At 61.4% G+C, this 25947-nt stretch carries 26 protein-coding genes and 3 tRNA genes; 9 read left to right on the top strand and 20 right to left on the bottom strand.

The annotated features are described in order from the left end of the window. Window positions 1-24 precede the first annotated feature (24 nt). The 17 genes from queC to ACF8R4_RS14130 all read right to left on the bottom strand — a co-directional run bounded on the left by queC (window position 25) and on the right by ACF8R4_RS14130 (window position 13549). The gene (gene queC, locus ACF8R4_RS14050; RefSeq protein ID WP_060498627.1) at window positions 25-699 is read right to left on the bottom strand and encodes a 7-cyano-7-deazaguanine synthase QueC; all 675 of its coding nucleotides are present in this window, start codon (window positions 697-699) and stop codon (window positions 25-27) included. 17 nt (window positions 700-716) lie between these two features. Then, window positions 717-1364 (bottom strand): 7-carboxy-7-deazaguanine synthase QueE, encoded by a 648-nt coding sequence (queE, locus tag ACF8R4_RS14055; protein ID WP_392492723.1) that lies wholly within the window; start codon window positions 1362-1364, stop codon window positions 717-719. A 168-nt stretch (window positions 1365-1532) separates the two neighbouring features. Continuing rightward, window positions 1533-2339 (bottom strand): tol-pal system protein YbgF, encoded by an 807-nt coding sequence (gene ybgF, locus ACF8R4_RS14060; protein ID WP_016711991.1) that lies wholly within the window; start codon window positions 2337-2339, stop codon window positions 1533-1535. Between the two features lie 6 nt (window positions 2340-2345). After that, window positions 2346-2846, bottom strand: a complete 501-nt coding sequence (gene pal / locus ACF8R4_RS14065) for a peptidoglycan-associated lipoprotein Pal (RefSeq protein ID WP_012273762.1) — start codon at window positions 2844-2846, stop codon at window positions 2346-2348. Window positions 2847-2900: 54 nt separating this feature from the next. Beyond that, on the bottom strand, window positions 2901-4172 hold the full coding sequence (tolB, locus tag ACF8R4_RS14070) for a Tol-Pal system beta propeller repeat protein TolB (protein ID WP_019098470.1): 1272 nt from the start codon (window positions 4170-4172) through the stop codon (window positions 2901-2903). Window positions 4173-4198: 26 nt separating this feature from the next. Further along, window positions 4199-5317 carry a cell envelope integrity protein TolA gene (gene tolA, locus ACF8R4_RS14075; RefSeq protein ID WP_016711993.1) on the bottom strand — a complete coding sequence of 373 codons (1119 nt, stop codon included), beginning with the start codon at window positions 5315-5317 and terminating at the stop codon, window positions 4199-4201. Continuing rightward, entirely contained in the window at window positions 5317-5769 is a 453-nt protein-coding gene (tolR, locus tag ACF8R4_RS14080; protein WP_003254760.1) for a protein TolR, read from the bottom strand. Before tolR ends, tolA begins: the two co-directional genes overlap by 1 nt. Window positions 5770-5783: 14 nt before the next feature. Then, window positions 5784-6479 (bottom strand): protein TolQ, encoded by a 696-nt coding sequence (tolQ, locus tag ACF8R4_RS14085; protein ID WP_010952367.1) that lies wholly within the window; start codon window positions 6477-6479, stop codon window positions 5784-5786. 2 nt (window positions 6480-6481) lie between these two features. After that, window positions 6482-6934 (bottom strand): tol-pal system-associated acyl-CoA thioesterase, encoded by a 453-nt coding sequence (gene ybgC, locus ACF8R4_RS14090; protein WP_016711994.1) that lies wholly within the window; start codon window positions 6932-6934, stop codon window positions 6482-6484. A gap of 125 nt (window positions 6935-7059) precedes the next feature. Continuing rightward, entirely contained in the window at window positions 7060-8106 is a 1047-nt protein-coding gene (ruvB, locus tag ACF8R4_RS14095) for a Holliday junction branch migration DNA helicase RuvB (protein WP_060498625.1), read from the bottom strand. Continuing rightward, a complete protein-coding gene (gene ruvA, locus ACF8R4_RS14100) occupies window positions 8103-8720 on the bottom strand; it encodes a Holliday junction branch migration protein RuvA (protein ID WP_016711996.1) in 618 nt (205 codons plus the stop codon). The genes ruvB and ruvA overlap by 4 nt, the downstream gene beginning before the upstream one ends. 109 nt (window positions 8721-8829) lie before the next feature. Then, entirely contained in the window at window positions 8830-9354 is a 525-nt protein-coding gene (gene ruvC / locus ACF8R4_RS14105) for a crossover junction endodeoxyribonuclease RuvC (protein ID WP_003254769.1), read from the bottom strand. Window positions 9355-9476: 122 nt separating this feature from the next. Then, window positions 9477-10223, bottom strand: a complete 747-nt coding sequence (locus ACF8R4_RS14110) for a YebC/PmpR family DNA-binding transcriptional regulator (RefSeq protein WP_060498624.1) — start codon at window positions 10221-10223, stop codon at window positions 9477-9479. A 113-nt stretch (window positions 10224-10336) separates the two neighbouring features. After that, the gene (gene aspS / locus ACF8R4_RS14115) at window positions 10337-12112 is read right to left on the bottom strand and encodes an aspartate--tRNA ligase (protein WP_019098464.1); all 1776 of its coding nucleotides are present in this window, start codon (window positions 12110-12112) and stop codon (window positions 10337-10339) included. A 93-nt stretch (window positions 12113-12205) separates the two neighbouring features. After that, window positions 12206-12427 carry an FmdB family zinc ribbon protein gene (locus tag ACF8R4_RS14120; RefSeq protein ID WP_003254776.1) on the bottom strand — a complete coding sequence of 74 codons (222 nt, stop codon included), beginning with the start codon at window positions 12425-12427 and terminating at the stop codon, window positions 12206-12208. Between the two features lie 92 nt (window positions 12428-12519). Further along, window positions 12520-12849 (bottom strand): ribbon-helix-helix domain-containing protein, encoded by a 330-nt coding sequence (locus tag ACF8R4_RS14125; RefSeq protein WP_060498623.1) that lies wholly within the window; start codon window positions 12847-12849, stop codon window positions 12520-12522. 226 nt (window positions 12850-13075) lie between these two features. Further along, window positions 13076-13549 (bottom strand): Dps family protein, encoded by a 474-nt coding sequence (locus ACF8R4_RS14130; RefSeq protein WP_003254783.1) that lies wholly within the window; start codon window positions 13547-13549, stop codon window positions 13076-13078. Window positions 13550-13830: 281 nt separating this feature from the next. On the opposite strand from ACF8R4_RS14130, the gene ACF8R4_RS14135 reads away from it, so the two are divergent. Continuing rightward, window positions 13831-14424 carry a cold-shock protein gene (locus ACF8R4_RS14135; protein WP_104833283.1) on the top strand — a complete coding sequence of 198 codons (594 nt, stop codon included), beginning with the start codon at window positions 13831-13833 and terminating at the stop codon, window positions 14422-14424. Between the two features lie 60 nt (window positions 14425-14484). On the opposite strand, the gene ACF8R4_RS14140 is transcribed toward ACF8R4_RS14135, so the two are convergent. Further along, window positions 14485-14691 (bottom strand): SlyX family protein, encoded by a 207-nt coding sequence (locus tag ACF8R4_RS14140; protein ID WP_016712002.1) that lies wholly within the window; start codon window positions 14689-14691, stop codon window positions 14485-14487. A 1-nt stretch (window position 14692) separates the two neighbouring features. After that, window positions 14693-15112: an HIT domain-containing protein gene (locus tag ACF8R4_RS14145; protein WP_060498621.1), complete on the bottom strand. Its 420-nt coding sequence runs from the start codon at window positions 15110-15112 to the stop codon at window positions 14693-14695. Between the two features lie 693 nt (window positions 15113-15805). Between ACF8R4_RS14145 and ACF8R4_RS14150 the strand changes: the two genes are divergently transcribed. The 3 genes from ACF8R4_RS14150 (at window position 15806) to ACF8R4_RS14160 (ending at window position 19923) form a co-directional block, all read left to right on the top strand. After that, window positions 15806-17074 carry an OprD family porin gene (locus ACF8R4_RS14150; protein WP_060498620.1) on the top strand — a complete coding sequence of 423 codons (1269 nt, stop codon included), beginning with the start codon at window positions 15806-15808 and terminating at the stop codon, window positions 17072-17074. A gap of 159 nt (window positions 17075-17233) precedes the next feature. Then, the gene (locus tag ACF8R4_RS14155; protein ID WP_060498619.1) at window positions 17234-18949 is read left to right on the top strand and encodes a proline--tRNA ligase; all 1716 of its coding nucleotides are present in this window, start codon (window positions 17234-17236) and stop codon (window positions 18947-18949) included. A gap of 20 nt (window positions 18950-18969) precedes the next feature. Beyond that, window positions 18970-19923, top strand: coding sequence for a hypothetical protein (locus ACF8R4_RS14160; RefSeq protein WP_060498618.1), 954 nt, complete (start codon window positions 18970-18972; stop codon window positions 19921-19923). Between the two features lie 27 nt (window positions 19924-19950). Here ACF8R4_RS14160 and dinB read toward each other — a convergent pair whose 3' ends face one another. Continuing rightward, on the bottom strand, window positions 19951-21009 hold the full coding sequence (dinB, locus tag ACF8R4_RS14165; RefSeq protein WP_164525228.1) for a DNA polymerase IV: 1059 nt from the start codon (window positions 21007-21009) through the stop codon (window positions 19951-19953). Window positions 21010-21229: 220 nt separating this feature from the next. Here dinB and ACF8R4_RS14170 point away from each other — a divergent pair. The 5 genes from ACF8R4_RS14170 to ACF8R4_RS14190 all read left to right on the top strand — a co-directional run bounded on the left by ACF8R4_RS14170 (window position 21230) and on the right by ACF8R4_RS14190 (window position 25922). After that, a tRNA-Met gene (locus ACF8R4_RS14170) sits at window positions 21230-21306 on the top strand. 134 nt (window positions 21307-21440) lie between these two features. Further along, a tRNA-Met gene (locus ACF8R4_RS14175) sits at window positions 21441-21517 on the top strand. Window positions 21518-21650: 133 nt separating this feature from the next. Next, window positions 21651-21727 (top strand) — tRNA-Met (locus ACF8R4_RS14180). Window positions 21728-21987: 260 nt separating this feature from the next. Further along, entirely contained in the window at window positions 21988-24630 is a 2643-nt protein-coding gene (mprF, locus tag ACF8R4_RS14185; RefSeq protein ID WP_392492729.1) for a bifunctional lysylphosphatidylglycerol flippase/synthetase MprF, read from the top strand. Next, a complete protein-coding gene (locus ACF8R4_RS14190) occupies window positions 24630-25922 on the top strand; it encodes a virulence factor family protein (RefSeq protein WP_060498615.1) in 1293 nt (430 codons plus the stop codon). Before mprF ends, ACF8R4_RS14190 begins: the two co-directional genes overlap by 1 nt. Window positions 25923-25947: the final 25 nt, after the last annotated feature.

Here is a 25947-nt window from a genome sequence, read left to right on the forward strand (position 1 = left end):
CAACACTCCATCAAAGGTTTTTTGTCAAACATACCGTGTCGGGTCTTCGACACCGGCTGCCTTGAAGCCATCTGCACGCAGGCGGCAGCTGTCACATTTGCCACAGGCACGGCCGTCATCGTCGGCCTGATAGCAGGAAACAGTCAAACTGTAGTCCACACCGCGGGCGATACCAGCCTGCACGATCTGCGCCTTGCTCATGTTCTGCAGCGGCGCCTGAATGCGGAAGCCCTGCCCCTCTACACCCGCCTTGGTCGCCAGGTTGGCCATACACTCGAAGGCCTCGACGAACTCGGGGCGGCAATCCGGGTAACCGGAGTAATCCACGGCATTGACGCCGATAAAGATGTCGCGCGCCTCCAGCACTTCTGCCCAACCCAAGGCCAGCGACAGGAATACGGTGTTGCGGGCCGGTACGTAGGTGACCGGGATACCTTCACTGGGGGCTTCCGGCACGTCAATGCTGCTGTCGGTCAACGCCGAACCACCAATACCGTCAAGGTTAAGGCCAATCACCTTGTGCTCGACCGCACCCAGGTCGCGGGCCACGCGTGCGGCAGCGTTCAACTCGGCACGGTGGCGCTGGCCGTAGTCGAAGCTCATGGTGTAGCAGCTATAGCCTTCTGCTTTGGCCATGGCGACCACGGTGGCGGAGTCCAGGCCGCCGGACAACAGGATTACTGCGCGCTTTTCTGTCATGTGTGCTTGCTCCTCAATCAACGTCCGGGTTCGTCGTTCCACAGCAGCTTGTGCAACTGCAACTGGAAGCGTACAGGCAGGTTGTCCGCTACGATCCAGTCTGCCAGGTCGCAGGCATTCACCTGATGGTGGCTCGGCGAGAACAACACCTCGCCAGCACGCTCGGCCAGGTTGTACTGGATCAGCTTGGACACCGCCCAGTCGTAGTCCTCTCGGGAACAGATGACGAACTTGACCTGGTCATTGCGGGTCAGCAGCTCGATGTTCTCGTAGCGGTTACGGTGCGACTCCTCAGAGCCCGGGGTCTTCAGGTCGACTACGCGGCTAACGCGCGTGTCGGTGCCAGCGATATCCAGCGCGCCGCTGGTTTCCAGCGACACCTCGTAACCGGCGTCGCACAGACGCTGCAGCAACGGCAAGGCATTCGGCTGGGCCAACGGCTCGCCGCCGGTGACACAGACATAACGGGGCTTGAAGCCGGCAACCTGCTCAAGGATCGAATCGAGGGTGCGAATGGTGCCGCCGGTGAAGGCATAAGCACTGTCGCAGTATTGGCAGCGCAGGGGGCAACCGGTGAGGCGCACGAAAACCGTGGGCAGCCCAGCCGTTCGCGTTTCACCCTGCAAAGAGTAAAAGACTTCGGTGATGCGTAGTGTGTCTTGCATGCTCGCCACGGGCGTGACAGCTAAACAGGCTGTCCGCCTCCGTCAGGCACTGTCGCGGACTCGACATAGCGTTATCCGCGGCAGCGTGTTTACGAAAAAAGGGCAGTGATTCTAACGAAAAAACCCGCGACTGGCGCGGGTTTCTTTCGAAAGGTACAGCTACAGCGCTTAGAGCTTCTGCAGGTCACGCTGAGCCAGTTGCGCGGCAGAGGTGCCGGGGTACTGGGTGATGACCTGTTGCAGGATGCCCTTGACCTTGTCGGTGTGGCCCATGCGGCGCTCGACATCGGCCAGCTTATAGAGCGAATCCGGCACTTTGCTGTGTTTCGGGTACTTCTGGCTGACCTGGGCAAAGGCCTGGCTGGCACCTTGCAGGTCGCCCTTGGCCAGGTTCACTTCACCCAACCAGTACTGGGCATTGCCGGCGTACTGGCTGTTGGGGTACTTGCGCAGGAAGGCATTGAACGCCTGGCTGGCCTTGTCGAAGTCTTTCTGCTTGATCAGGTCGAAAGCGGCATCGTAGTAGAGCTTTTCTTTCGCCGGATCACCGGGCTCGCTACTGGCGGCCGGTTGTTGCGCAGCAGCACCTGCTGCTGCATCGGGGGCGGCATTGGAAGCACCACCACCGGAGGAATTGTCAGGGGTTGCGGCAGGCGCAGCGCCACTGTTGATGCGACGGTCCAGGTCCTGGTATCGCTCCAGGTTTTCCTGCTTCATGCGCGACACATCGTTTTGCAGCTCTTCGATGATGCCTTGCTGGCGGGAAAGCTGGTCCTGCATCTGTTGCAGCTGCATGAACAGCTGGCCCTGTGCAGAGGCAGGGGCCGAAGCCCCCGACCCGGCATAGGCGCCGCTCGTGCCATAACCCGCAGGCGGATAAGCGCCTGCGTTGTCATCTACTACAGGGACCTCAGCCCAGGCCGCAAGCGGCAGGCTGAGTGCGAGGACGGTTACTACACGGCGGCACATACGCATAAGAACTTACTTACGCAGTTCTACGCGACGGTTCTGAGCCCAGGACTGCTCGTCGTTGCCGGTGGCAACTGGACGCTCTTCGCCGTAGGAAACCAGTTCCAGCTGAGCAGGGGAAACGCCCTGCAGAACCAGGTAGCGCTGAACGGCTTTCGCACGACGCTCACCCAGAGCCATGTTGTACTCGCGGGTGCCGCGCTCGTCGGTGTTGCCTTCCAGAACAACGCGGTTGCCGTTGGACTTCAGGTCCTTGGCGTGAACGTCCAGAGCGCGCATGGCTTCTGGCTTCAGGTCCGAGCTGTCGTATTCGAAGTAGAAGGTGGTGATTGCGCGCAGGGCAGCTTCTTCGCTCAGGGAGCCGTCAACTGCGCCAGTGTTGGCACCGTAGCCAGCGTTCGGGTCTACAGCAGCGCCTTCGCCTGCGTTGTCACCGCCCTTCGAGGAGCAACCTACAGCTACGGCCATGGCCAGAGCCAGCGCAGCAAATTTACCAAACTTCAGCATTTCCATCGTGAAACTCCTAATGAAACCCCAGTGTGTTAAGCAAAATGTATTACGCCGCAATCAGTTCAGGTAAGGGGACCAGGACGGTTCTCTGACTTCGCCTTGAGCGGTAGGAAGTGGGAGCCTCACGCGGCCATTAAGCGACACGAGCATCAAGACTCCCCGGCCCTGCTGGCGGGTGGCGTAGATTAGCATGGTGCCGTTAGGCGCAACAGTGGGAGACTCATCAAGACTTGTTTCAGACAGAATCTTTACACTTCCGCGCTGCAAGTCCTGTGCCGCCACTTTAAAGTTGGTAAAGCCCTGTTGGCGATGGATCATCACCAGGGTTTTTTCGTCTGCCGAAAGCTTCGGGTTGGCGTTGTAGTTACCCACGAAGGTTACGCGCTCGGCACCACCGCCACCGACCGACTGTTTGTAGATCTGCGGTTTGCCGCCACGGTCGGAAGTGAAGTAAAGCGTGTTGCCATCTTTACCCCAGAATGGCTCGGTATTGATACCCGGGCCTGCGGTAACACGGCTGATCTGGCGCGAAGCCACGTTCATCACGTAGATGTCCGGGTTGCCGTCTTTCGACAATACAAACGCCAGGCGCGAACCGTCCGGCGACCAGGCTGGCGCACCGTTCAGGCCTTCGAAGTTGGTCACCTGCTCGCGGCGGCCGGTATCGATGTTCTGGATGAAGATGCGCGGGCGCTTCTGCTCGAACGACACATAGGCGATACGCTTGCCATCTGGCGCAAAGCGCGGCGACAGGATCGGCTCACGCGATTGCAGCAGGGTAACTGCACGCGCACCGTCGTAGTCCGAACGCTGCAGGGTGTAGCGGGTGTTGTTAGTGGAGAAACGCTCGGCCGTCACGTACAGCATGCGGGTGGAGAACGCCCCCTTGATGCCGGTGAGTTTCTCGAACGACTGGTCGGCAATGTAGTGCGCCATGTCGCGCAACTGGTCGGTGCTACCCGCGACGCTGCCGGTCAGCACTTGCTGCTCGGTAGCGACGTTGAACAGCGCGTACTGCACCTGCAGGCGACCGCCTGCCGGCACGATGCTGCCCACCATCACGTACTGTGCACCCAGTGCTTTCCAGTCGCGGAAGATCACTTCGCTGGCCTGCGACGGCTGGCTGATCATGTTCTGCCGCGGAATTGGCGAGTAGTAGCCTGAGTTGCGCAGGTCGTTGCCGATGATATCGGCAATGTCTTCTGGCAACACGCTGCCGCCCTGCAGACCGAACGGCACTACCGCGATGGGCGTTGCCCGGTCGCTGCCGCTGGTGACCAGGATGTTCTTTTCCTCTGCCACGGCCATGCCTGCCACGCAGCACAGCATGACCAGCAGTCCTCTAAGACGTTTAATCACAACGCTAGATCCTCAGGTGTAAATGTCATCTTGAACGAACGATATTGGTTGAAATCGCTCGGCTTCATACCCTGCATCTCGGTCAAACGACCAATGTTCTTCACCGCAGCCACCGCCGAACTGTCGTACGGGCCGTCACCACTGGAACGGGCCACGCTGACACTGGTGATGGTACCGTCCGGCAACATGTTGATCTGCAGGACCACCGTCATGCCCTTGCGCGCGGAAGGCGGACGCGCCCAGCCTTCGGCCGCGCGCATGCGGATCAGGTCGTCGAAGTCGCCGGCCACCTGGTCACCCTGCTCGTCGGCCAGCGCTTGCTGCCGCTCGGTGGTGTCGGACAACAGCTCGGCCAGGGCCTGGGCTTTCTTGTCTTCTGCCGCCTTACGGGCCGCTTCCTGTGCCTTTTTCTTCTGGGCGTCTGCAGCGGCCTTTTTCTTGGCCTCTTCAGCTGCCTTCTTCTTCGCGTCCTCGGCCGCCGCTTTCTTCTTGGCGTCCTCGGCTGCTTTCTTCTTGGCCTCTTCGGCTGCCTTTTTCTTGGCGTCCTCGGCGGCTTGTTTCTTCGCCTCTTCAGCGGCCTCTTTCTTGGCCTCTTCTTCGGCTTTTTTCTTGGCTTCTTCCTCGGCCTTCTTCTTGGCGATGTCGGCCTGCTGCTTCTCGGCGGCCTTCTTCGCCTCGTCGGCCTTCTTGGCTTCGGCGGCTTTCTTGGCCTCGGCAGCCTTGGCGGCTTCGGCGGCCTTGGCAGCGTCCTCGGCTTTTTTTGCCTCGGCGGCTTCGCGGGCCTCTTCGGCCTTTTGAGCAGCGTCGGCTTTCTTTTGTTCCGCGGCCTTCACGGCTTCCTGCTCGACCTTCTTCTGCTCCAGCTGCTCGACCTCGGTCTGGCGCGAAGCCGTTTTCTTCGCTTCCCCGGCAATCTTCTGATTGGTCTGGGTAGTCGCCTGGCTCTTGGACTTGAGCTGGTAAAGGGTAGCCTGAACAATCGGCTTGGATGGCGGCAGCTCAGGCGTCATGGCAAAACTGACGAACAGCAGGGCGAACACCAACACATGCAGGCCGATGGCCCAGACACTGGGCCAGAAGTAGCTTTCCGAGGCGGATGGCTCTCGCTGTTGCATCAGGGCGCCTCGGTAATCAGGCCAACGTTACCGACACCGGCCTTCTGCAACCCGCCCATGGCACCCATGACCGCGCCATAGTCGACAGCCTTGTCGCCACGAATGAACACCTGGGTCTGCTTGCCCTGGTCACGGCCGGCAGCAATGATCTTGGTCACGGCGTCGGTCATGGCGGGCAAGGTCATGGCCTTGTCCATCTGCTTGTCGGTATCGACTTCGCTGCCGAGGTTCCAGTAATAGGTTTTATCGGCCTTGATGGAGATGGTGAGGATCTGGACGTTGTTGTCCTGCGGCAAGGCTTCGCTGGAAACCTTGGGCAAGTCGACCTTCACGCCCTGGTTGAGCATGGGCGCCGTCACCATGAAGATGACCAGCAGCACCAGCATCACGTCGATGTAGGGCACCACGTTCATCTCGGCGACGGGCTTGCGTTTGTGGCGAACTCGGGCCATGGGCTTCTACCTGATTACTCTTCGCTGGTGTGCACTTTGCGGTGCAGGATCGCCTGGAACTCGTCGGCGAAGGTGTAGTAACGACCGATCAGCACTTCACTGCGCGCGGCGAAACGGTTGTAGGCGATGACCGCCGGGATTGCCGCGAACAGGCCAATGGCGGTAGCGATCAGCGCTTCGGCGATACCCGGGGCAACGGTGGCCAGGGTGGCCTGCTGGGCGCTGGCCAGGCCACGGAAGGAGTTCATGATGCCCCACACGGTACCGAACAGGCCGATGTACGGGCTGGTCGAACCAACCGTGGCCAGGAATGGCAGGCTCTGCTCGAGTTTTTCTTCCTCGCGCGAAATGGCCACGCGCATGGCACGGCCAACGCCTTCCATGACCGCATCCGGGTCAACGCCCGGCTGCTGGCGCAGGCGCGAGAACTCCTTGAAGCCGGCACGGAATACCTGCTCTACACCGGAGTCCGGGTCTGGGTTGCTGCCTGCCTGGCGGTACAGCTTGGACAGGTCGATGCCCGACCAGAAGCGCTCCTCGAAGGCATCCAGCGCACGACGACCGGCGCGCAGCATGGTGCTGCGCTGGAAGATCATGATCCATGAAGTGACCGATGCGGCCACCAGGGTCAGCATTACCAGCTGTACCACCACGCTGGCATTGCTGACCAGACTCCACATGGAGGTATGGTCGACGACGTTAGCTTCCACGCTTATTCTCCTGCATTCGATTGATTACCCGAGCCGTCCGCCGCAAAGGCGTCGCGCAGCTGGGGGGGTATGGCTCGGGGTTTGAAAGTGTCGGCGCGCACGGCGGCCACCAGGAACTGCCCTTCGCAAAGCAGCGTTTCATCCTTTTCCCGCCAGACCTGCTGCACGAAACGCAGGCTGGCGCGATTGAGTTCAAGTACTTGCGCGGTTACCCGCAATTCGTCATCCAGCCGCGCCGGCGCGTGATAGCGCGCTTCGCTGGAATGGACCACGAACAGCAGGTTGTCTTCGGCCAGTTGCGACTGGGAAAAGCCCAGGTGCCGCAGGCGTTCGGTGCGCGCGCGCTCCATGAATTTCAGGTAGTTGACGTAATACACCACGCCGCCCGCATCGGTGTCTTCGTAATAGACGCGACAACGGTGTGCGAACGGTTCGAGCTGATTTTGCGCGCGCATACTCTAGTGCTTACTCCTCAGCTTGCCAATCCGCTGTGGCAACTGTTTTTTCTTCATTAATGTCTTATTGCCAGCGCACCCTGGGCATGCCAGCGGTAGGACCACGAAAAGTCGCATTCGATCTGTCATTCATCGCCTGGTTCCGAAAAATCACCGCCCTCCCCCAGGCGCCCGGGAATATTCAGGCCAAAGTGCAGGTAGGCATGCCGGGTAACCACGCGGCCGCGTGGCGTGCGCATGATATAGCCTTGCTGGATCAGGTACGGTTCGAGCACATCCTCGATGGTGTGGCGCTCTTCGCTGATCGCCGCCGCCAGGTTGTCCACGCCTACCGGGCCACCATCGAACTTCTCGATCATGGTCAACAGCAGGCGGCGGTCGGAATGGTCGAAACCGCGCTCGTCGACGTCCAGCAGGTTCAGCGCCATGTCGGCCACGGCCTTGGTGATCTGGCCCTTACCGCGCACCTCGGCGTAGTCGCGCACGCGGCGCAGCAGGCGGTTGGCGATACGCGGAGTGCCACGGGCACGGCGGGCAATTTCGTAGGCGCCCTGATCGTCGATGACCAGGCCAAGGATGTTGGCCGAACGGCTGACGATGGTGGCCAGGTCCTTATCGCTGTAGAACTCCAGGCGCTGGACGATGCCGAAGCGGTCCCGCAGCGGGTTGGTGAGCATGCCGGCACGGGTGGTGGCCCCCACCAGGGTGAACGGTGGAAGGTCGAGCTTGATCGAACGGGCGGCCGGGCCTTCGCCGATCATGATGTCGAGCTGGAAGTCCTCCATGGCCGGGTACAACACCTCTTCGACGACCGGTGACAGCCGGTGGATCTCGTCGATGAACAGGACGTCGTGCGGTTCGAGGTTGGTCAGCATGGCCGCCAGGTCACCGGGGCGTTCCAGGATCGGGCCCGAGGTGCTTTTGACCGAAACGCCCATTTCCTGGGCGATGATGTTGGCCAACGTGGTCTTGCCCAACCCGGGCGGCCCGAAGATCAGCGTGTGGTCGAGCGACTCGTTGCGCCCACGGGCGGCCTGGATGAACAGGGCCATCTGCTCGCGCACGACCGGCTGGCCGATGTACTCGTCCAGCCGCAGAGGGCGGATCGCCCGGTCCTGGACTTCTTCACGGTCGCGGCCACTGGCGGCGATCAGGCGGTCGGCTTCGATCACTTGGTAATCATCCCTTTCAGGCTGCGGCGGATCAGCTCTTCACTGCTCAGGCCGGCCTTGTCCTTGATCGCGGCGATTGCCTTGCTGGCTTCCTGCGGCTTGTAGCCCAGCGAGACCAGTGCGCTGACCGCATCGGCCTCGGCAGTGGACTCGCTGGCAACCGGCAACGGACCATCGGACACCAGGGTAAACATGGCGGGCGAGGTTTCCCAGGCCTTGAAGCGGTCTTTGAGCTCGACCAGCAAACGTTCGGCGGTTTTTTTGCCGACACCAGGCACGCGCACCAAGGCCGAAGTATCCTGGGCTTGCACGCAGCGCACCAGTTCGTCGACTTCCAGGCCGGACATCAGCGCCAACGCCAGCTTCGGGCCCACGCCGTTGAGGCGGATGAGCTCCCGGAACAGCTCGCGCTCGCGCTTTTCGGCAAAGCCGTATAGCAAGTGTGCATCTTCGCGCACCACCAGATGCGTGTGCACGGTGACGCTTTCGCCCACCTTGGGCAGACGGTACAGCGTGGTCATGGGAACTTCCAGTTCGTACCCCACGCCGTTGACGTCGATAATCAGGTGCGGCGGCTGTTTTTCCGCCAAGGTGCCGCGCAAACGTCCAATCACGTTCCGATCCTTCCTCTCGGGGAGCCGGTCAAAGACCGCTCAACCCTATCAGCAAATGCAGCGGGTGAACGCATCACCCGAACAAAATGTGTATCAGCGCATGAAGCGCCTACAGACGCAAGCGCCCGCCGCGTCGCCGTGCCGTGCTCAGGCCGTGCGGCACCAGGCTTGAGCGGGTATGGGCATGGCACAAGGCGATGGCCAGCGCGTCGGAGGCGTCGATCTGCGGCTTCTGCGTCAATTTCAGCAGGTGCATGACCATCATCATCACCTGTTCCTTGTTGGCCCCGCCCGTGCCGGCTACTGCCTGCTTGACCTGGGTGGCGCTGTATTCGGCGATTTCCAGGCCGGCTTCGGCGGCCGCGACGATGGCCGCACCGCGGGCCTGGCCGAGCTTGAGCGCCGAGTCGGCGTTACGGGCCATGAACACCCGCTCGATGCCCATGGTCACCGGGCCGTGCTGGGCGATGATTTCACTGACACCACGAAAAACAATCTGCAGCCGTTCGTGCAGCTCGCCGCTGCCGGTGCGGATACAGCCCGACGCCACGTACTCGCACCCACGGGCGGTCTGGCGTACCACGCCATAGCCGGTGATGCGCGAGCCGGGGTCGATACCAAGAATCAGAGTCATAGTACCTGTTTGTTCAAAATGTACCGGCCCTTTCGCGGGCAAGCCCGCTCCCACAAAGACCGCACGGCCCCTGTGGGAGCGGGCTTGCCCGCGAATAGGCCCTCAAGGCCAACGAAAGAACCTTAGCCGAGGTTTTCCATGATCTCATCGGAAATCTGGGCATTGGAGTAGACGTTCTGCACGTCATCCAGGTCTTCGAGCATGTCGATCAGCTTGAGCACCTTCTCGGCACCCTCCTGGTCAAGCTCGGCGCTGGTGGTCGGCTGCATGACGATTTCCGCGTCAGCGGCCTTGAAACCCGCCTCTTCCAGGGCGTTGCGCACGGCATAGAAGCTGTTGAACGAGGTGAACACTTCGAACGAGCCGTCGTCGTTGGCCACAACGTCGTCGGCATCAGCCTCCATTGCTGCTTCCATCAACGCGTCTTCGTCCACGCCCGGCGCAAAGCTGATCTGGCCTTTGCGCTCGAACAGGTAGGCCACCGAACCGTCGGTACCCAGGTTGCCACCACACTTGGTGAAGGCATGACGCACGGCGGCGGCAGTACGGTTGCGGTTGTCGGTCATGGCTTCGACCATGATCGCCACGCCGCCCGGACCGTAACCTTCATAGCTGAGCTCTTCGACGTTGTCGCTTTCGTTGGTGCCGGCACCCCGGGCCACAGCGCGATCGATGATGTCGCGGCTCATGTTGGCGCCCAGGGCCTTGTCCAGCGCCAGGCGCAGGCGCGGGTTGGATGCCGGGTCAGCACCGCCTTGCTTGGCCGCAACGGTCAGTTCGCGGATCCACTTGGTAAAGATCTTGCCTCTCTTGGCATCCTGGCGCTCTTTGCGGTGCTTGATGTTCGCCCACTTGGAATGACCAGCCATAACGACTCCGAATCCTTTGTTTCACAAACAGCCCCGCCCCTGTACGGGGCGGGACGGAAAAATACCTGCGCCGAAACGCAAAGGCGCATCCATGTGGATGCGCCCGGGACTGCTTACTCGACCTTGGTCTGTTCGCGCAGTCGGATGTGCAGCTCGCGCAGGGCCTTGGCGTCGACCATGCCAGGGGCCTGGGTCATGACGCATGCAGCGCTCTGGGTTTTCGGGAAGGCGATCACTTCACGGATCGACTGGGCGCCGGTCATCAACATGACCAGGCGGTCCAGGCCGAAGGCCAGGCCACCGTGAGGCGGTGCACCGAACTTCAGGGCATCGAGCAGGAAGCCGAACTTCTCTTCCTGTTCTTCTGCCTCGATACCCAGCAGGCGGAATACCGCCTGTTGCATCTCTTTGCGGTGAATACGGATCGAACCGCCACCCAGCTCGGTACCGTTCAGAACCATATCGTAGGCACGCGACAGGGCCGTGGCCGGGTTGGCCTCGAGCTCTTCCGGGGTGCACTTCGGCGCGGTGAACGGGTGGTGCAGCGCGGTGAAGCTGCCGTCTTCGTTTTCTTCGAACATCGGGAAGTCGACAACCCACATCGGTGCCCACTCGCAGGTCAGCAGCTCGAAGTCGTGACCCAGGCGAATACGCAGCGCGCCCAGGGCTTCGCTGACCACCTTGAACTTGTCGGCACCGAAGAACACGATGTCGCCGTCTACGGCACCGACGCGGTCGAGGATGGTGTTGAGGTTGGCCTCAGGAATGTTCTTGACGATCGGCGACTGTAGGCCTTCAACGCCCTTGGCGCGCTCGTTGACCTTGATGTAGGCCAGGCCCTTGGCACCGTAGATGCCAACGAACTTGGTGTACTCGTCGATCTTGCTGCGCGGCATGCTGGCACCGCCTGGCAGGCGCAGGGCAGTCACACGGCACTTCGGATCGTTGGCCGGGCCGGCGAACACCTTGAAGTCGACGTCTTTCAGTTGGTCGGCAACGTCAACCAGTTCCAGCGGGTTACGCAGGTCTGGCTTGTCGGAGCCGTAGCGGCGCATGGCTTCTTCGAAGGTCATGTGCGGGAATTCACCGAACTCCAGGTCCAGCACTTCCTTGAACAGCTTGCGGATCATGCTTTCGGTCAAGCCCATGATCTCGCTTTCATCAAGGAAGCTGGTCTCGATGTCGATCTGGGTGAACTCCGGCTGACGGTCGGCACGCAGGTCTTCGTCACGGAAGCACTTGGCGATCTGGTAGTAGCGGTCGAAGCCGGCCACCATCAGCAGCTGCTTGAACAGCTGGGGCGACTGCGGCAGGGCGAAGAAGCTACCGGCGTGGGTACGGCTTGGCACCAGGTAGTCACGCGCACCTTCCGGCGTGGCACGGGTGAGGATCGGGGTTTCGACGTCGAGGAAGCCGTTTTCGTCGAGGAAGCGGCGGATGCTGCTGGTGATGCGCGAACGCAGGCGCAGCTTGTCGGCCATTTCCGGGCGACGCAGGTCGATGAAGCGGTAGCGCAGGCGGGTTTCCTCGCCAACGTCGGAGTACTCGTTCAGCGGGAACGGCGGGGTTTCCGCTTCGTTGAGCACGTTCAGCTGGTAGCCGAGGATCTCGATGGCGCCGGAGGCCATGTTGGCGTTCACCGCACCGTCAGGGCGCTTGCGCACCTTGCCGGTGATCTGCACGACGTATTCGCTGCGCACGCGGTCGGCGGCGGCGAAGGTTTCGGCGCGATCCGGGTCGAACACGACCTGGGCCATGCCTTCGCGGTCACGGATGTCGAGGAAGATCACCCCGCCGTGGTCGCGGCGACGATGGACCCAGCCGCAAAGGGTGACTTCCTGGCCGTCCAGGCTCTCGTTCAGTTGGCCGCAATAATGGCTGCGCATCATGATGGTGGTTTCGCTTCTCGTGATTCGTGTATTCGGTGGAGGCCTTGGCCGCCCGGAGGGCTAATACTGCAAGACCCGGTCACAGCATTCAACTCAGTCGGCCTTGTCGCCGCCTGCCAGATTCTTTTTTGCCCCGGTCTTGAAGTCGGTTTCGTACCAACCATTACCGCTCAGGCGAAAGCCTGGCACCGACAGCAGCTTTTTCAGCGCTGGCGCCTGACAGGCCGGGCAATCGGTCAGCGGCGCGGCGCTGATCTTCTGCAGCACTTCCATGCGGTGCTCGCAGGATGCACATTGATAGTCATAAAGGGGCATGGGTGTCTCTCGTCAACCACAACGCTGGCTGCCGGGGCAGCAAAAAGCGGGATTATATATGGTTAACAGGCACTGCGCAGCCCGCCCGGCGATCAGCGCACACTTGGCGGGTTTTGCAGCCAGGCGACGCAGATGACCCGGATCAGCCCACTGAAGTTACGCACCCCACCCTGGCGCAAGTGCACTTCGCGGTCCACGTAGGACAACACCGCACTGACCGAACAGCGGTTAGCAGCGGCGATACGCTCCAGGATACCCCAGTAGACGGCCTCCAGGCGCAAGCAGGTGGAAAACCCGTTCAACCGCACCGAGCGCGACACCGGCTGGATCTGCAACATGTCGAAATCCGCCTTGAACGGATCAATGCACTGTTTTCCTGGCCAACCACCCTGACCAGCCACACGCTTGCTTGCTTGCGTCATGCGCCCAACTTCCTCGTCACCGGTAACAGGCGATCAATGAAGCGCTGACGGGCGATCTTAAAGCAGCGGCAAAATCTTCCTGCACAAACACCTAACCACTTGGCGCGACATAGAGCCTGTGGGAGCGGGCTTGCCCGCGAAGCAGGCAACGCGGTGGATGGCACCGGCTGCGCCGGTGTTCGCCGGCACGCCCGCTCCCCCGGGTTTATGTCACGGCTCAGGGCAATTATTTGCCGTCGAGCAATACCCGCAGCATCCACGCGGTCTTTTCGTGAACCTGCATGCGCTGGGTCAGCAAGTCGGCGGTAGGTTCGTCACTGACCTTGTCCACCACGGGGAAAATGCTGCGCGCCGTGCGCACCACGGCCTCCTGCCCCTGCACCAGCTGGCGGATCATCTCGTCTGCCGGGGGTACACCTTCCTCCTCCTTGATAGACGAGTGCCGCGCATAGAATGCATACGACCCCGGCGCCGGGAAGCCCAAGGCCCGGATCCGCTCGGCGATGGAGTCGACCGCCAGCGCCAGCTCGTTGTACTGCTCTTCAAACATCAGGTGCAGGGTGCGGAACGACGGGCCGGTGACGTTCCAGTGAAAGTTATGGGTTTTCAGATACAGCACGTAAGTATCCGACAACAGGCGGGACAGCCCGTCGACGATGGACTTGCGATCCTCTTCGCTGATACCGATATCGATTGCCATGAAGCTCCCCTTTCCATAAGGCTTGAGACTCAAGCGGACGTGGACCACTGTAGCAACACTTCCCCCCTGCCGCATGTGACATGGCGCAACACATTGCCCGCCGGGCGGCCTGCGGTTTGAGTAGCCTGCGGCTTTACTGTTAAATAGGCACCGTGCCACCCGTGCGGACTGTCATTGCCGGGTGCATAGGCTGGCCTGCCACGTGTTCGCGCTCTACACCTCATGCGCACCGTGCTGCCCGCTCTTCCTGTGATCGGCCTTATCAACTGTGAGCCAACCCCATGTTCAAGATCGTCCATCTGGTGACGGGCGTGGCAGCCTTGCTGCTATCGCTCATACCCAGCCTGAAAACCGACGCGACACCCTTCCTGCAACAACCTGACGCGGTCTACCTGACACTCCTCGGCCTGCTCAACCTGGTCCTGGCCCCGGTCGTGCCCCTGTACTACCGCGGCGCGCGGCAGCAGTTGCAGCACCTTGCCTGCGCCCTGCTGGTGGTGGCGGTGGTGCTGCAAACCCTGACATTGCTGGCCCGCCCGGAAATGGGCAACCTCGCGGCACTGGTCTGCGCGGCACTAGCAGTGGCAGTGCACCTGGCCGTGGGCTTTGCCCGCAGCCCGCGCAAGGCACGCAACAGCCAGCATGCCGTTCAGGATGCCGGCAACCGCGATACCGGCACCGTCAAGTGGTTCAACACGTCGAAAGGCTTTGGCTTCATTTCCCGAGATTCGGGTGATGACATCTTCGTGCACTTTCGCGCCATTCGCGGCGAAGGCCATCGCATTCTGGTCGAAGGCCAGCGCGTTGAGTTTTCGGTAATGCACCGCGACAAAGGCCTGCAGGCCGAAGATGTGGTTGCGGTCACCCGCCGCTGATTGCCGCTTCATCCAGAGGCATATTTACCGGCATACCGGTGAATATGCCTCAGCAACGCATCAATAATGAGGCGGTGGCGCCTCCTCCCCTTCGCTGCCGTACTGGCCGACCATCTCTTCATAACGCTTGATCAGCTCGGCCATCTGCGACTGCAGCCGCTCGATCACTCGCGCCTGCTCGACCACCACGTCATTCAACGCCTGGATAGTGTCATCCTGGAACGCCTGGCGGGTTTCCAGTTCGACAATACGTAACTCCAGCGACATCTCAGGCCTCCTGATAACCAGCAAGTTGCAGCCCACGCAGGCGCTGGCGAATGGCATTCAGCTGATCGTCGCTGTAGGCCACCGCCGGGCACTTGCCCCACACCGGTGCCGGCCAGGCAGCGTCGTCGCGCTGGCGCACGATCACGTGCATATGCAACTGACTGACCACGTTGCCCAAGGTGGCCACGTTCATCTTGTCGGCGCTGTAGCTGGCTTTCAGCGCCTCAGCCAACAGGGTTGTTTCCTGCCACAACTGCTGCTGCTCCGCCGCATCCAGCTCGAACAGTTCGCTGATACCGGCGCGCTTGGGCACCAGGATGAACCATGGGTAGTTGGCATCCCTGCTCAGCAGCAACTGGCACAGTGCAAACTCCCCCAGCACCAGGGAATCCTGCTGCAAACGCGAATCGAGGACGAACACGGCATATCTCCTTCAGGCAAAACCAACCCGCTTTAAGCGGAAATCAGGCCTGCAAGGATACCTTGCACACTCCCGGTAACACAGCGCTACTTTTCGCACCAAAATGAGGCCTTCTGCCCACGCTCTCCACACCTGTCACCCCACAAACGACTCTGGATGAACAATTTACGGTAACACATTGACTTTAATGGCAGCTTTTTAAATTTTAATGATTCTCGACTCCAACATGAGCGCAAGCCGGCTTCACCCCGTGTTTACGGGACTTTCCGACCCTCGGTAGTAGGTTTTGTGAAAATTTCATGAAGTGTTGCGAATTTTGAGCACGCTTGTTGCATTCCCTTCACGCCAAGTCGGCACGACATCTGCAATGGCAGGTGAACGCGACAAATAACAACAGCGGCATTGGTTACCAGGGAGTTCCCCTAACCGGAACCGGTAGTTACAGGTTTGTTACGGTGACAGGAACAGCGCTGGCGTTGTACGACCCTTAAACCGGGGGCGTGATTTGCGACATGGAAATACCTAAAAGCGACAGGGTGAAAAAGTTCCGAAAAGAGTGCTTATAGCCATATCGCCAACAACAGTCAGCGTGCTATACATTTTCGCCGACATAACAAGAAAGAGCTGCACCCTATAACTAAAAGATTTGGGACGCAGCAGTACTCTTCCTAAAAACCAAAGGAGCAAGTCACGATGCGCGTGATGAAGTGGAGCATGATCGCCCTGGCCGTTACGGCGGGGACCTCGCAGTTGGCAATGGCCTCGGCACAAGACGAGTCCAAAGGTTTTCTCGAAGACAGCAAGCTGAGCGTCAAAACCCGCATGCTGTACTTCAGCCGTGACTTCCGAAACAACCCTGCGGGCACCCAGAGCCGTCGCGAAGAAACCGGTCTGGGCTTCCTCGGCACCTTCGAGTCCGGCTTCACTCAAGGCACCGTGGGTGTGGGTGTGGATGCCATTGGCATGCTCGGCCTGAAACTGGACAGTGGCAGAGGCCGCGTCAATACCGGCCTGTTCCCGAACGACTCCGACGGTCGAGCGCAGGATGATTACTCCAAAGGCGGCGGCGCGGTTAAGTTCCGCATCTCCGATACCGTGCTGAAAGTAGGTGACCAGTTCACCGCTCTGCCGGTCTTCGCCACCGACGACAGCCGCCTGCTGCCAGAAATCGCTCAGGGCACTCTGATCACCAGCAACGAGATCAAGGGCCTGACCCTGCACGCTGGCCATTTCACCAGCCTGACCGGCCAGGAGCAGACCAACCGCGACAGCCTCCGCCTGAAGGAAGCCAACGTTGTAGGTGGTACTTACGCCTTCACCGACAACCTCAGCACCAGCCTGTACTACTCGAAGGTCGAAGACTACTGGCGCAAGTACTACGCCAACGTAAACTGGGCACTGCCGATCTCGGACAAACAAGGCCTGGTGTTCGACTTCAACATCTATGACACCAAGAGCGAAGGTTCGGCCGAGTATCGCGCATTCGATGGAGACAAACTGGACAACCGCGCGTTCAGCCTGTCGGGCGCCTACAACATCGGCGCTCACACCTTCACCCTGGCCTACCAGAAAGTCACCGGTGACGGCGACTATGGCTATGGCGTGGACGGTGGCGGCACCATCTTCCTGGCCAACTCCGTGGCGCGTTCCGACTTCAACGCCGAAGACGAGAAATCCTGGCAGGCTCGCTACGACCTGAACTTTGCCGAATACGGCATCCCAGGCCTGACCTTCATGACCCGTTATGTACGCGGTTCCGACGCCAACGTCGCCGGCACCAGCAACGGCAAAGAGTGGGAACGCGACGTCGATATCAAGTACGTGCTGCAGAGCGGCCCGGCGAAAGACCTGAGCTTCCGCGTGCGCCAAGCCACCTACCGCTCTTCCGATGGCACCTACTACGATTCCCCATCGATCGACGAACTGCGTCTGATCGTGGAGTACCCGCTGAGCATCCTGTAAGCCTGGCTTGCAGTGCCCCGCACCTGAAAAGCCCGGCGATCACGCCGGGCTTTTTCTTGGCTGACAAGTGTCACGCCCTGGGGCATCCTGTACGCCTTCGTTTCACCCCCGTACAATGCGGGGCTATTTCAACGTCTTAGGCAATCGACACGGCTAACCATGCGCACCAGTCAATATTTGCTCGCCACCCAGAAAGAAACCCCTGCCGACGCAGTGGTCATCAGCCATCAGCTCATGCTGCGCGCCGGCATGATCCGCAAACTGGCCTCCGGCCTGTACACCTGGCTGCCGATGGGCCTGCGGGTAATGCGCAAGGTCGAGGCCGTGGTACGCGAGGAAATGAACGCCGCCGGCGCCCTGGAAGTGCTGATGCCGAGCATCCAGCCTGCCGAACTGTGGCAGGAGTCCGGCCGCTGGGAACAGTACGGCCCAGAGCTGCTGCGCCTGAAGGACCGCCACCAGCGGGATTTCTGCGTTGGCCCGACCCACGAAGAAGTCATCACCGACCTGGCCCGTAACGAGCTGTCCAGCTATAAACAGCTGCCGCTCAACATGTACCAGATCCAGACCAAATTCCGTGACGAGATCCGCCCGCGCTTCGGCCTGATGCGTGGCCGCGAGTTCATCATGAAGGACGCCTACTCGTTCCATGCCGACCAGGCTTCCCTGCAGGAAACCTACGACCGCATGCACCAGGCGTACAGCAACGTGTTCACCCGCCTGGGCCTGGACTTCCGCCCAGTGCAGGCCGACACCGGCTCGATCGGTGGCAGCTATTCGCACGAATTCCACGTACTGGCCGAGTCCGGCGAAGACGACGTGATCTTCAGCGACAGCTCCGACTACGCCGCCAACATCGAGAAGGCCGAGGCCATCCCGCGTGAAACCGTGCGCCCTGCCCCTACCGAGGAGCTGCGACTGGTCGACACGCCAAACGCCAAAACCATCGCCCAGCTGGTGGAAAACTTCGGCCTGGCCATCGAAAAAACCGTCAAGACCCTGATCGTGCGCGGCGCCGAAGAAGGCAAGCTGATTGCCCTGGTCGTTCGTGGTGACCACGAGCTGAACGAAATCAAGGCCACCAAGCTGGAACAGGTTGCCGACCCACTGGTCATGGCCACCGAAGCCGAACTGCGCGACGCCATTGGCGCCGGTGCCGGCTCGCTCGGCCCGTTGAACCTGCCACTGGAATGCATCATCGACCGTTCGGTTGCCCTGATGAGCGACTTCGGCATCGGCGCCAACATCGACGACAAGCACTACTTCGGCGTCAACTGGGAGCGCGACCTGCCAGTTCCACAAGTTGCCGACCTGCGCAACGTGGTCGAAGGCGACCCAAGCCCGGACGGCCAGGGTACCCTGGTGATCAAGCGCGGCATCGAAGTGGGCCACATCTTCCAGCTGGGCACCAAGTACAGCGAAGCGCTGAAGTGCCAGGTACTGGGCGAGAACGGCAAGCCGGTAACCCTGTCCATGGGCTGCTACGGCATCGGCGTGTCCCGCGTGGTCGCCGCTGCCATCGAGCAGAGCTATGACGACAAAGGCATCATCTGGAACGACGCCCTAGCCCCGTTCCAGATCGCCCTGGTCCCGCTGCGCTACGAAACCGACGTGGTCCGCGAGGCAACCGACAAGCTGTATGCCGAACTGACCGCCGCCGGCTTTGAAGTGCTGCTGGACGACCGCGACAAGAAAACCAGCCCAGGCATCAAGTTTGCCGACATGGAGCTGATCGGCATCCCGCACCGCATCGTCGTCAGCGATCGCGGCCTGGCCGAAGGCAACCTTGAGTACAAGCACCGCACCGAGCAGGACGCGCAAGCATTGCCGCTCAGTGAAGTGCTGAGCTTCCTGCAGGCCCGCGTTCGCCGCTGATAACCAATGCACGAGTGATCATGTTCAAGCGAAGTACCTTTACCCTGGGGGGCGCCGCACTGTGCGGCGCCCTGCTCGTCAGCGGCTGCGCCAACCAAATGTCCCAGCGCAGCGACCATGAGGAGCGCGTCGAGCGCAAACTGCTCGAGCACACCCTGCAGATCGATGTCGGCGAGCCGAAGGTGATGGAGCTTCCGCAACGACGTGTGCGTGTGCATGAGCAGAAGCGCTTCGAAGTCACCGAGTTCGAAGTTACCCGTCGTTACGACCGCTACACGCCGTATCAGCCCTGGCGCGAGATCTACGAGATCCCGCTGGGTGCAGTGGCCGTGGTGGCGGGCGTCGGGGCCAACGTGGTCAACGTCTTCGCCTTGGGCAACCTGCCGCAAAGTATCACTCACGACTGGCTCAGCTACGGCGTGGACGGGCTCAACCCGTTCATGAACGTGCCGTCCAACGGCCGCGCCCAGCAGAACCTGGCCGGGATCAGCGAGGTGCAGAAAGGCAAGCGTGAGGAATCGACCAGCGTGCCCTGGAGCGAACGCCTGGTCGAGGTCAAGGCTGGCAAGATGACCCACGAACTGACTACCGACAGGAACGGCGTGCTGCGCCTGAACCTGCTCGACAGCCCGTTCTCGGAGCAGAACCTCAACCACATCGGCACCCTGCACCTGCAGGTACTCGACGAGGACAACGCGGTGCGTGGCGATGCCAGCCTGCTGGTCAGCGCCACCCTGCGCAACAAGCTGCTCGAAGCCCATGAGCTGATCTTCGATGACCTCGAAGATGACGATGTCGGCCAATGGGTCCACCGGGTCAAGCGCCTGTCCGAGCTCGGCCTTGAAGAAGAAGCCAGTGAAATGGAACAAAGCCTGATCGAGCTGACCCGCAACGATCCAGAACTGCAGCAGGAGTTTCTGCAGTCGCTGACCAAGGCCACTGGCCGTTTGGTGGCTGATCCGGGCGCGCAATAACACACTGGGGCCGCGTCGCGGCCCCTTTCATTTGGGCGGGAACAGTTCCAACTGCTCATGCGCCCCGCGCAAATCGCGCAACCTCACCCCCACGCCCAGCAAGCGTACCGGCTTGCCTCCACGGGCGAACGCCTGCCCCAGCAACTGTCGATAGCTTTCCAGGTCTCTGCCCGCCCCGGCCTGCTCCATGGTTGTCTGGCTGAAGTCGTGGAACTTCACCTTGACGAAGGGTTTGTCCGGCCGGTAACTGCTGTCCATGCGGGCGATGCGTTCGTTCAGGCTTTCCAGCAGCTCGGGCAGCCGCGCCAGGCAGCTGGCCAGGTCTGGAAGGTCGGTGTCGTAGGTGTTTTCCACACTCACCGACTGTCGACGGCTGTCGTTGTGCACCGCACGTTCGTCGATCCCCCGCGCAAGCCCCCACAAGCGCTCGCCAAAACTGCCAAACTCGCGCACCAGCGCCAGGCGCGACCATTCGCGTAGTTCCAGACAGGTTTCAATACCCAGCCGTGCCAGTTTGTCTGCCGTCACCTTGCCCACCCCGTGCAACCTGGCCACCGGCAAGGCAGCCACGAACGCCTCCACTTCACCCGGGGTAATCACGAACAGGCCATTGGGCTTACGCCAGTCGCTGGCGATCTTGGCCAGGAACTTGTTCGGCGCCACCCCCGCCGATACGGTGATATGCAAGGTACGGGCGACCCGCCGGCGAATATCCTCGGCAATACGCGTGGCGCTGCCCGAGTACCACTGGCTATCGCTCACGTCCAGATAGGCTTCGTCCAGCGACAACGGCTCGATCAACTCGGTGTAGTCGCGGAAAATGCTATGGATTTCGCGCGAGGCCTCCCGGTAAGCCTCGAAGCGCGGCTTGACGATCAGCAAGTCGGGGCACAGTTTAAGTGCATGGCGCGACGACATGGCCGAGCGCACACCATAGGCACGCGCCTCATAGTTACAGGTGGCGATCACCCCACGGTGGTCGGGTGAACCTCCCACCGCCATGGGGCGCCCGGCCAGACGCGGGTCGTCACGCATCTCGATCGCAGCGTAAAAGCAATCACAGTCGACGTGGATGATCTTGCGCAAGGACATGGATGACCGTCAGCACTGTAAATTCATACAGATAGTATCGCATGCGCCCTGCCCTGAAACAGCTACCCGCGCCAGCATTCGACAATTGGCCTGAAAGCCGCGCCGCGCCTGAGCTGCATCTTGCCAACGAGTGCTAAGGGTTTGAACAAAAAAGGTTTTTCCTGAATATTTGCTTGACAGCAGGAAGTAAATCCGTAGAATTCGATCTCACAGGCGCGGGATGGAGCAGCCTGGTAGCTCGTCGGGCTCATAACCCGAAGGTCGTCGGTTCAAATCCGGCTCCCGCAACCAGATTCGAGAAAAGGCCACTGTTAACGCAGTGGCCTTTTTCTTTGCCTGCTGAAAGGCAACTTTAAAAAAAGCTCGAAAAATCAAAGCGTAGCGCTTGACATACACATTACAAACTGTAGAATTCGCCCCACTGACGCGGGATGGAGCAGCCTGGTAGCTCGTCGGGCTCATAACCCGAAGGTCGTCGGTTCAAATCCGGCTCCCGCAACCAGATTCAAGAAAAGGCCACTGTTAACACAGTGGCCTTTTTCTTTGCTCGCTCAAAAGCACAGCGAATAAAAACGCTCAAACCGAAGCCGAATGCTTGACATTCAATTGGCAGACTGTAGAATTCGCCCCTCTGACGCGGGATGGAGCAGCCTGGTAGCTCGTCGGGCTCATAACCCGAAGGTCGTCGGTTCAAATCCGGCTCCCGCAACCATATTCGTCAGAACAAACCCCGCCTGTTTAACAGCAGCGCGGGGTTTGTTGTTTCTACGCCCCTGCATTTCATCGCTTCATTTTCTCCGCCCCTCCAGCCATCCCGCAGGTTTGAGGCATCGTCCCCAGGATGAACTATCTTTAACCCTGCCAGGCCGCTGAAAGCGCCTGAGGCCGGAGTAATATTGGATACGTTTTCCTAAGGGACTTTCACTTGGCCGCACCTTCCCTCTACCTCGCGCAGCATGCCCGGGGCAACTCATGACTTCCCATAACCCCGAACCTCAGGTGCCGCTCGCCTCGGCACTGCCCGGTGCCGTGCAACGCCTGCCCTTGCTCGAACGCCTGAGCCGCTACCGCCAGCCCATCGGCCTGGCAGTGACCTTGGTGCTGTTCACCATGGCTTTGATTGCCTGCCGCCACCTGCTGAGCGAGCTGGATATCTATGCCTTGCACGACGCCATGCTCAGTGTGCCGACCCAGTCGTTGCTGGGCGCCTGTGTGGCGACGGTTGCGGGCTTCGTGATCCTGCTGGGTTACGAGTGGTCGGCCAGCCGCTATGCCGGGGTGAAGTTGCCAGTGCACAGCCTGGTGCTGGGCGGCTTCAGTGCCTTTGCCATCGGCAACGCCATCGGGCTGTCGATGCTGTCAGGCGGATCGGTGCGCTACCGGCTCTATGCACGCCAAGGGCTGGGGGCTGGCGAAGTCGCTCGCATGACGGTGTTTGCCAGCTTGTCGCTGGGCTGCGCGCTGCCTCCCCTGGCAGCCTTGGCGACCTTGAGCGACCTGCCGGCAGCCTCGGCTGCACTGGGGTTGGCGCCGGGCTTGCTGGCAGGCATCGCCACCGCCGTGCTGGTAGCCTCTGCCCTGCTGGTGTTCGGCTTGTACCGCCGGCGCCTGGCCGAGCAACCGCTGTCGAACAACCTGCTGGTACAGCTGGGCCGCCGCACGCTACGCCTGCCAGGCACACGGCTGGCGGCCCTGCAACTGCTGATCACCGCGCTGGATGTGACAGCCGCCGCCACCGTCCTGTATCTGCTGCTGCCCGAAGCACCACCTTTCGGGGCATTCGTGCTGGTGTACCTGCTGGCGTTGGCCGCTGGCGTACTCAGCCATGTGCCGGGCGGCGTCGGGGTGTTCGAAGCGATCCTGCTGGCAGCCTTTGCCGACCAGCTCGGTGCTGCACCGCTGGCGGCCGCCCTGCTGCTGTACCGGCTGATCTACGTGGTACTGCCATTGCTGCTGGCCTGTGTACTGTTGCTGGCCAACGAAGCCCGGCGCCTGCTGTTCGCCCAGCAGGCCATCAAGGCAGCTTCCGGACTGGCCGCACCGATCCTGTCGATTCTGGTATTCCTGTCCGGCGTGGTGCTGCTGTTCTCGGGCGCCACACCCGAAATCGACACGCGCCTGGAACACATGGGCTTCCTGGTGCCGCACCGGCTGATCGATGCCTCGCACTTCGGCGCCAGCCTGATCGGCGTGCTGTGCCTGCTGCTGGCCCAGGGCCTGCGTCGGCGCCTGTCCGCCGCCTGGTTGCTGACTACCGTGCTGTTGTTGGTGGGCGCCCTGCTGTCGCTGCTCAAGGGGTTTGACTGGGAAGAAGCGTGCCTGCTGACCTTTACCGCGACCCTGCTTGCCCTGTTCCGTCGCTCGTTCTACCGCCCCAGCCGCCTGCTGGAGCTGCCCTTCTCGCCGGTGTTCCTGGTGGCCAGTGCCTGCGCAGTCGGCGCTTCGGTGTGGCTGCTGCTGTTCGCCTACCAGGATGTGCCCTACAGCCATCAGCTGTGGTGGCAGTTCACCCTCGATGCCGATGCCCCACGCGGCCTGCGCGCCGCCATGGGCAGCGCCTTGCTGCTGGCCGCGGTGGCGCTGACCTGGCTGCTGCGCACCGCCCCTCCTGTGATCCACCTGCCCGACGAAGCGGAACTGCAGCGCGCCAACCGTATCTTGCTGGCTTCCGACCAGCCCGACGGCGGCCTGGCCCTGACGGGCGACAAAGCGTTGCTGTTCCACCCGCGTGGCAATGCCTTCCTCATGTACGCGCGGCGTGGCCGCAGCCTGGTGGCCCTATACGACCCCATCGGCCCGGCCCAGGAACGCGCCGAGATGATCTGGCAGTTCCGCGATCTGTGCGACCTGCACCACGCTCGCCCGGTGTTCTACCAAGTACGTGCCGAAAACCTGCCGTTCTACATGGACATTGGCCTGACAGCGCTGAAGCTGGGTGAAGAAGCCCGTGTCGACCTGCGCCGCTTCGATCTGGAAGCCAAAGGCAAGGAGATGAAAGACCTGCGCTACACTTGGAATCGCGGTGGTCGCGACGGCCTGAGCCTGGAAATCCATGAACCCGGGCACGCCCCGCTGGCAGAGCTGAAGGAAATTTCCGATGCCTGGCTCGGCGGCAAGAACGTGCGAGAGAAAGGCTTTTCGTTGGGGCGCTTCAGCCCGGACTACCTGCAACACTTCCGCATCGCGCTGATTCGCTTCCAGGGCCGCCCGGTAGCCTTCGCCAACCTGCTGGAAACCCATGGCAACGAACTGGCAAGCCTCGACCTGATGCGTGCGCACCCCGAGGCCCCCAAGCTGACCATGGAGTTCATGATGATCGGCTTGATCCTGCACTACAAAAGCCATGACTACGCCCGCTTCAGCCTTGGCATGGTGCCGCTTTCCGGCCTGCAACCGCGGCGAGGTGCTCCCTTGACCCAGCGCCTGGGTTCGATGGTGTTCCGCCGGGGCGAGCAGTTGTACAACTTCCAGGGGCTTCGCCGCTTCAAGGACAAGTTCCAACCGGACTGGGAACCCCGCTACATGGCCGTGCCGGCCGGGCTCGACCCGCTGGTAGCACTGGCCGACACTGCCGCCCTGATTGCAGGCGGCCTGACTGGATTGGTGAAACGTTGATGACCCGACGCTATTGGCTGTACCTGCTGGTTCCCCTGCTACTGGCCGCCCTGGGTGGCGCGCTGGCGTTCTGGCTGTGGACGCGCCCGGCCCCCGAGGCGCGCCTGGAGCAACTGAGCCTCAATGACACCCACATCACCCGGGTGACACCTGGCGTGCACGCCAAGGCCCGGGTGGCCATTGGCGTACCGCAGGACCAGGCATTGACCGACAAGCAACTGCTGGACCTGAGCCAGGCCGGCGAAGCCCAGCTGGTGCAGGTGGTGCTGCCGCCGAACGACTGTAGCAAACAGCAGCAGGCCATGGACCAGGCCCTGGCAGAGCTGTCGGAAAAGCCGACGCTGGTCGCCGGCATAGGCCCTGGCGCCGCCCAGGCCTGGCGTTGGCTGGCCAGCCAGAGCGATGACAAGGCGCGGGCCATTTCAGTGGACTTCAGCCTGGAGCAACCCGGCTGTCAGGCCCCACTGCCCAAGGCGGCACCTCATGGCCACTGGAACGTCGCCTGGAACGACAACCCGGATGACGCCAGCGCCGCTTTCGTACGTGACCAGGCGAACGCCGAAACCAGCATCAGCGACTACGACATTCACCTGCCACAAGTGCTCAAGGCCCAGCTGACCCAGGCCCTGGTTGGCCGTGACGGCAACGCCCTGGCTATTCCGGTGGTCGAGGTACCGGCCGGGCAGACGACCGACACAGTCACTCTGTTCCTCTCCGGTGATGGTGGCTGGCGCGACCTGGACCGTGATGTGGCCGGGGAAATGGCCAAGCTGGGCTACCCGGTGGTAGGCATCGACACGCTGCGCTACTACTGGCAGCACAAGACCCCGGAGCAAAGCGCCGCCGATCTGTCCGAGCTGATGCAACATTACCGGCAGAAGTGGGGCACCAAGCGCTTCGTGCTGACAGGTTATTCGTTCGGTGCCGATGTGCTGCCAGCCATCTATAACCGCCTGCCGGCAGAGGACCAACAGCGTATCGATGCCGTAATGCTGCTGGCGTTTGCCCGCAGTGGCAGCTTCGAGATCGAGGTCGAGGGCTGGTTGGGCAAGGAAGGTCAGGAAGCACCGACCGGGCCAGAGATGGCCAGGCTGCCGGCGTCCAAGGTGGTGTGTGTGTATGGCGTTGAAGAAACCGATGAAAGCGGTTGCACGGAAAAGACGGCGGTGGGTGAGCGCCTGAAACTGCCAGGCGGGCACCACTTCGACGAGAACTATCCGGCGCTGGCCAAGCGCTTGATTGGTGAGATCGAGACGCGCCAAGGCAAATCGAGCGTCGCCGAACAGAACTGACAATAATTGGGGCCGCTTTGCGGCC

Source organism: Pseudomonas sp. FYR_2, assembly GCF_043106425.1.
In the GTDB taxonomy this organism is placed as follows: domain Bacteria; phylum Pseudomonadota; class Gammaproteobacteria; order Pseudomonadales; family Pseudomonadaceae; genus Aquipseudomonas; species Aquipseudomonas monteilii.

Coding starts and splice junctions, on each gene's coding strand:
- queC (WP_060498627.1), bottom strand. CDS start 699: ATGACAGAAAAGCGCGCAGTAATCCTGTTGTCCGGCGGCCTGGACTCC.
- queE (WP_392492723.1), bottom strand. CDS start 1,364: ATGCAAGACACACTACGCATCACCGAAGTCTTTTACTCTTTGCAGGGT.
- ybgF (WP_016711991.1), bottom strand. CDS start 2,339: ATGCGTATGTGCCGCCGTGTAGTAACCGTCCTCGCACTCAGCCTGCCG.
- pal (WP_012273762.1), bottom strand. CDS start 2,846: ATGGAAATGCTGAAGTTTGGTAAATTTGCTGCGCTGGCTCTGGCCATG.
- tolB (WP_019098470.1), bottom strand. CDS start 4,172: ATGCTGTGCTGCGTGGCAGGCATGGCCGTGGCAGAGGAAAAGAACATC.
- tolA (WP_016711993.1), bottom strand. CDS start 5,317: ATGCAACAGCGAGAGCCATCCGCCTCGGAAAGCTACTTCTGGCCCAGT.
- tolR (WP_003254760.1), bottom strand. CDS start 5,769: ATGGCCCGAGTTCGCCACAAACGCAAGCCCGTCGCCGAGATGAACGTG.
- ybgC (WP_016711994.1), bottom strand. CDS start 6,934: ATGCGCGCGCAAAATCAGCTCGAACCGTTCGCACACCGTTGTCGCGTC.
- ruvC (WP_003254769.1), bottom strand. CDS start 9,354: ATGACTCTGATTCTTGGTATCGACCCCGGCTCGCGCATCACCGGCTAT.
- ACF8R4_RS14110 (WP_060498624.1), bottom strand. CDS start 10,223: ATGGCTGGTCATTCCAAGTGGGCGAACATCAAGCACCGCAAAGAGCGC.
- aspS (WP_019098464.1), bottom strand. CDS start 12,112: ATGATGCGCAGCCATTATTGCGGCCAACTGAACGAGAGCCTGGACGGC.
- ACF8R4_RS14120 (WP_003254776.1), bottom strand. CDS start 12,427: ATGCCCCTTTATGACTATCAATGTGCATCCTGCGAGCACCGCATGGAA.
- ACF8R4_RS14125 (WP_060498623.1), bottom strand. CDS start 12,849: ATGACGCAAGCAAGCAAGCGTGTGGCTGGTCAGGGTGGTTGGCCAGGA.
- ACF8R4_RS14130 (WP_003254783.1), bottom strand. CDS start 13,549: ATGGCAATCGATATCGGTATCAGCGAAGAGGATCGCAAGTCCATCGTC.
- ACF8R4_RS14135 (WP_104833283.1), top strand. CDS start 13,831: ATGTTCAAGATCGTCCATCTGGTGACGGGCGTGGCAGCCTTGCTGCTA.
- ACF8R4_RS14140 (WP_016712002.1), bottom strand. CDS start 14,691: ATGTCGCTGGAGTTACGTATTGTCGAACTGGAAACCCGCCAGGCGTTC.
- ACF8R4_RS14150 (WP_060498620.1), top strand. CDS start 15,806: ATGCGCGTGATGAAGTGGAGCATGATCGCCCTGGCCGTTACGGCGGGG.
- ACF8R4_RS14155 (WP_060498619.1), top strand. CDS start 17,234: ATGCGCACCAGTCAATATTTGCTCGCCACCCAGAAAGAAACCCCTGCC.
- ACF8R4_RS14160 (WP_060498618.1), top strand. CDS start 18,970: ATGTTCAAGCGAAGTACCTTTACCCTGGGGGGCGCCGCACTGTGCGGC.
- mprF (WP_392492729.1), top strand. CDS start 21,988: ATGACTTCCCATAACCCCGAACCTCAGGTGCCGCTCGCCTCGGCACTG.
- ACF8R4_RS14190 (WP_060498615.1), top strand. CDS start 24,630: ATGACCCGACGCTATTGGCTGTACCTGCTGGTTCCCCTGCTACTGGCC.